The organism is Sphaerobacter sp., from assembly GCF_019683595.1.
Lineage (GTDB): Bacteria > Chloroflexota > Chloroflexia > Thermomicrobiales > Thermomicrobiaceae > Sphaerobacter.
This window is the reverse complement of the sequence record NZ_JADGHZ010000228.1, coordinates 1-4,875: the sequence shown is the minus strand read 5'-3', so window position 1 is coordinate 4,875 and position 4,875 is coordinate 1. Positions and strand designations below refer to the sequence as shown.

The 4,875-nt window shown below is 68.6% G+C and carries 5 protein-coding genes and 2 tRNA genes; all 7 read right to left on the bottom strand.

The window, feature by feature from the left end:
* Window positions 1-2: 2 nt before the first annotated feature.
* The 7 genes from IRZ30_RS15670 to rbfA all read right to left on the bottom strand — a co-directional run bounded on the left by IRZ30_RS15670 (window position 3) and on the right by rbfA (window position 4,772).
* Window positions 3-75 (bottom strand) — tRNA-Gly (locus IRZ30_RS15670).
* A 5-nt stretch (window positions 76-80) separates the two neighbouring features.
* Window positions 81-153, bottom strand: a tRNA-Pro gene (locus tag IRZ30_RS15665).
* 53 nt (window positions 154-206) lie between these two features.
* Window positions 207-1,403 (bottom strand): tyrosine--tRNA ligase, encoded by a 1,197-nt coding sequence (gene tyrS / locus IRZ30_RS15660; RefSeq protein ID WP_366945367.1) that lies wholly within the window; start codon window positions 1,401-1,403, stop codon window positions 207-209.
* 13 nt (window positions 1,404-1,416) lie between these two features.
* Window positions 1,417-2,412: a bifunctional riboflavin kinase/FAD synthetase gene (locus IRZ30_RS15655; protein WP_294086479.1), complete on the bottom strand. Its 996-nt coding sequence runs from the start codon at window positions 2,410-2,412 to the stop codon at window positions 1,417-1,419.
* 22 nt (window positions 2,413-2,434) lie between these two features.
* Window positions 2,435-3,334 (bottom strand): tRNA pseudouridine(55) synthase TruB, encoded by a 900-nt coding sequence (truB, locus tag IRZ30_RS15650; protein ID WP_294086478.1) that lies wholly within the window; start codon window positions 3,332-3,334, stop codon window positions 2,435-2,437.
* Between the two features lie 12 nt (window positions 3,335-3,346).
* Window positions 3,347-4,378 carry a bifunctional oligoribonuclease/PAP phosphatase NrnA gene (locus IRZ30_RS15645; protein ID WP_294086477.1) on the bottom strand — a complete coding sequence of 344 codons (1,032 nt, stop codon included), beginning with the start codon at window positions 4,376-4,378 and terminating at the stop codon, window positions 3,347-3,349.
* Window positions 4,365-4,772, bottom strand: coding sequence for a 30S ribosome-binding factor RbfA (gene rbfA, locus IRZ30_RS15640; RefSeq protein ID WP_294086476.1), 408 nt, complete (start codon window positions 4,770-4,772; stop codon window positions 4,365-4,367). Before rbfA ends, IRZ30_RS15645 begins: the two co-directional genes overlap by 14 nt.
* Between the last annotated feature and the right edge of the window lie 103 nt (window positions 4,773-4,875).

Below are 4,875 nucleotides of genomic sequence, written 5' to 3'. Positions count from 1 at the left end.
GGAGCGGGAGACGGGACTCGAACCCGCGACAGCCTGCTTGGAAGGCAGGAACTCTACCAACTGAGTTACTCCCGCATCGGTCGGGGTGAGAGGATTCGAACCTCCGACCTCAGCGTCCCAAACGCCGCGCGCTTCCAACTGCGCCACACCCCGAACCGCGCTTCCGCACCGGATAGTATAGCATATCGGTCCCCAAACGGGGTTGACTAGCCCTTGGGGACCAGGCGGACGAAGCGGCGCTTGCCGACCTGGAGCACGGTCGGGCCGGCGATCTTCACCGTGGCCTCCGGATCGGTGACGCGCTCGCCGCCCAGGCGGACGCCGCCCTGCGTGACGAGACGGCGGGCCTCGTTGTTGGTGCTCGCCATCCCCGCCGCGATCAGGAGGGAGAGGATGCGCTCCTCACGGGCGACGGCGACCTCGGGCATCTCTTCGGGCAACTCGCGGCGGCGGTAGACGCGGTCGAAGGCCTCGCGCGCAGCCTCGGCGGCCTCGGCGCTGTGCAGGTCGGTGACGATGATCATGGCCAGGCGCTCTTTGAGGTCGCGGGGGTTGACCTCGCCGCGCGCCGCGGCGTCGAGCATGCTGGTGATCTCCGACTCGGGTACGTCGGTGAGGAGGCGGTAGTAGTCGCCCAGGAGGGAGTCGGGTATCGACATAATCTTGCCGAACATCTCCTCCGGCGGGTCGTTGACGGCGATGTAGTTGTCGTAGCTCTTGCTCATCTTCTGGACGCCGTCGGTGCCGACCAGGAGGGGGACGGTGAGGATGTTCTGCGGCCGCTGGCCCATCTCGCGCTGGATGTCGCGGCCGACCAGGAGGTTGAAGGTTTGGTCGGTCCCGCCGATCTCGACATCCGCCTGAACCGCGACCGAGTCGTATGCCTGGAGCAGCGGGTAGAGCAGTTCCGTGATGGCGATCGGGCTGCCTTCGCTGAACCGCTTGGCGAAGTCGTCCCGGGCGAGCATCTGGGCCACGGTGTACTTGGAGGTGAGGTGGATGACGTCGGCCAGGGTGAAGTCGTTGAACCAGGTGCTCTGCCAGCGGATCTCCGCCCTGTCGACGTCGACTACCTTGAAGAACTGGTCGAGGTAAGTCTGGGCGTTCCGGCGGACTTCTTCCTCGGAGAGCATCTGGCGCTGGACGGAGCGGCCGGAGGGATCGCCGATGCGGGCGGTCCAGTCGCCGATGATAACGACGATCTGGTGGCCGAGCTCCTGGAACTCGCGCAGCTTGCGGAAGCAGACGTAGTGCCCGAGGTGGATGTCAGGGCGCGTCGGGTCGACCCCGAGCTTCACCCGCAACGGCCGGGGCCCGAGCAGCTCCCGGCGAAGATCCTCCTTGACGACAACGTCCGCGACGGCGTGGGTCAGCAAGTGCTCGACCGCAGCCTCGCGATCCAGGCCGCGCTGATGCTCAGTCGTGGCCACGCTCCGCCTCTCTTCCGCTCGTCCGGGGCGCGTGTGCCCCGGAAGGATTCGACATGTTTTCAAACTCCGCGAATATACGCCGCGCCGCCGCCTCGTCGGCGTGCATCTGCTCGGTGAGCGCCTCCGGGGATTCGAACGTCATATCGCCGCGGATGCGCTCGAGGAACCGCACGGTCACCTCGCTCCCGTAGAGGTCACCGGTAAAGTCCAGGAGGAAGACTTCCACGACGCGGCCGGCCTCGCTGAAGGTGGGGCGGGTGCCGATGTAGACCAGCGCCGGGAGCCATTCGCCGTCGCGCTCCAGCGCTGCGTGCGCCGCGTAGATGCCGTCGGCCGGGATGGCGAGTGCCGGTGGGATCGCCAGGTTGGCGGTAGGGAAGCCCAGGTTGCGGCCGCGACCGGCTCCGGTCTCCACCCGTCCGGAAAGGGTGTGCCACCGGCCGAGCAGGTCGGCGGCTGCCCTGACGTCGCCCTCGGCGAGCAACTGGCGGATGCGGGTGCTGCTGATCTCCTCGCCGCCGATGCGTTCGACGACGGTGACCGTGAAGCCGTACTCGGGACCGAGCTCGCGCAGGAGGTCCGCCGAGCCGGTGCGGTCGTGGCCGAAGCGGAAGTCGGCGCCGACGACGAAGTGGACAGGCTGCGCGGCGTCGACAAGCCGCTCGACGAACTCCCTGGCCTCCAGAGCGGCGAATTCGCGGGTGAAGGGCACGACGGCGATCACATCGAGCCCGGTCTCGGCCATGAGCGCGAGCCGATCCTCGGTTGTGGTGAGCCGCTTCGGCGCGCGGTCGGGGCGCAGGACTTCGGCGGGCAGTGGGTCGAACGTCAGGGCAAGCGACCGGGCGCCGTCGATAGCGCGGTCCACCACCTGCTTCAGGAGGTACTGGTGGCCGCGGTGGACGCCGTCGAAATTGCCGATGGTGACGACGTGTGGTCCGGATGGGATTGCGCTCAACCCATGGACGATCTGCGTCGGCATCTCGCTCCCCGCTCGCTCTGTCTCACCGGGCCACGACCTGCCGCGGTCGCCACCGGCGCCGCTCGGGATCGGCCGTCGCCACACCCAACCAGGAACCGTCCTGATCGTAGATGCGCGCCTCGATGGCCGCCCTTGGCGGCTGGCGACCGGTTGGTACCGGTCGCCCATGATACCACGCGGTCGCCGCGTCGCGGTCGAGGATGAGCGCCGGAGTGGGGGAGAGGGCGACGTCCGGGTGCAGTGCCATGAGTGGCCACGTACGCGGCTCCAGGTACGCCTCGATCTCGTCGGCGGTCCATGCCTGGCCCAGGGTGAACGGGCCGACAGCGGTGCGGAGCAGGGCGTGGAGGTAGGCGCCGGTGCCCAGCTCGCGGCCGAGGTCGCGCGCGATGCTGCGGACGTAGGTTCCCTTTCCGCAATCGATGACGACCAGAAGGTCGGGATACGCGTAGGCCAGGATGCGGATCGCGTGGACGGTGACGGTGCGCGCTGGAACCTCGACCTGCTCACCGCGTCGGGCACGGTGGTAGAGCGCCTGTCCACCGACCTTGATGGCCGAATACGCTGGCGGGATCTGGCTGATCGTCCCAACGAATGATCTGAGGGCCTGCTCGATGATTGCGAGCGAAGGCGCGGACACGTCTTCCGGCGCCGTGGCGACGAGCCGGCCCTCGGCATCGGCGCTGTCGGTTTCGGCGCCGAGGACGATGTGCGCGATGTACTGCTTGTCGCCGTCCTGGACGCGGTCGATCAACCGGGTTGCGGCGCCCGCGGCGACGACGAGGACGCCGGATGCGGCCGGATCCAGGGTGCCGGCGTGACCGACACGGCGCATGCGTAGACGGCGTCGCACCAGGGCGACGACGTCGTGCGATGTCACGCCGCGCGGCTTGTCGACGATCAGGAAGCCGTGAAGATCCATCGCCGCACGCCGCTACCGTGCCGCCGAGATGCCTGCGAGATACCCGGCGACGTCGCTAAGGAAGCGGTCGCGTGCCTCGATACCGGGTGGCACGCGGCAGCCGGCCGCGCGGCTGTGTCCCCCGCCGCCGTAGAGGCGGGCGATCTCGGCCACGTCGACATCCTCACGGATCGACCGGAGGCTGACCCGCCAGCCGTCTGCCTGCTGATAGAAGAGAGCGCCGACGAGCGCTCCGCGAGTTCCGGCGAGGAAGTTCACGATGCCCTCGCCCTCCGCGGCGGTGGCGCCGCTCTCGGCGAGCATCTCGGGGGTGATCTCGCTCCAGACGATGTCGCCTGTCCACACGGCGCGGCTGAGTACGTTGCCCCACAGGCGGATCGTGGAGAAGGGCTTGACCCGGAAGAGGTAGTCAACGATCGTGTCGAGGTCGGCCCCACGGTCGAGGAGCTCCGCGGCCACGCGCAGGGTGCGGCTGGTCGTGCTCGGGGTGCGTAGGCCCAGAGTGTCGCCCTCAATGCCGGCGAGCAGGCAGGTAGCCAATGCGGCGTCGATCGGCACGCCCATCTCCAGGAACAGGACGGCAAGCACCTCGCACGTCGCGGCCGCCGCGGGGTCGATCAGATTGATCGCGCCGAAGCGGGTGTTGGTGACGTGGTGGTCGATGTTGACCATTCGGTGTGTGCCGTCGAACCACTCGGGGTGCGCGCGATACAGGGGGCCGAGCCGCGGCTCGTCGGCGCAGTCGACAAGAACCAGGAGATCGTCGGGGCCGAGGGCCAGATCTTCTGGTGCACGAAGTGTGTCCGCGCCCGGAAGAAAGCGAAGGGTATCCGGAAGGGTTCCGTCGGCGACGGCCGCCTGGACCTGCTTGCCGCGAGACGTGAGCACGGTAGTCACCGCGAGTAGGGACGCTACGCCATCGGCGTCCGGATTGGCGTGGGTCACCACCACCAGCGACGATGCGCCGGCCAGTGCATCCCACGTCGCCTGCCAGGCGTCGCGCGGAGGGCCGTCGTGGTTGAGGAAACCGTCACTCTGACTCATCGATGCGCGCATCCCCTTCCGGAACCGGATCCGCGTCGGCCTCGTCGCTGCGCTGCAGGTGGAGTTCGCGGAGCGTCCGCTGAATCGCCTCGGCGTGTTCCATGGACCGGTCGAGGCGGAATCGGATCTCGGGTACGTGCCGGACGCGCATGCGCGGCTTGAGGAGGTGCCGGACGAATCCGGCGGCGCCGGTCAGCGCGGCCATGGTGTCCTCGCGTTCCTCCTCGGAGCCCAGCACGGAGACGAAGACCTTGGCATAGCGCAGGTCGGGGCTCAACTCAACCCGGGTGATGCTGGCCAACCCGAGCCGGGGATCTTTCATTTCCCGCTGCAAAATCTCGCTAATCTCGTCACGGAGGAAGTCAGCGAGCTGAACCCGCCGTCGGCTGGTCATGGCCGGCTCCTTCGGTGAAGTCCGGGACGCGTGGGGGCGGGGGGGGGGGCGGCCCCCCCCTGCCCCCCCCGGTAAAAAGGGGTGGGGGCCCCCGCGGCAGTGT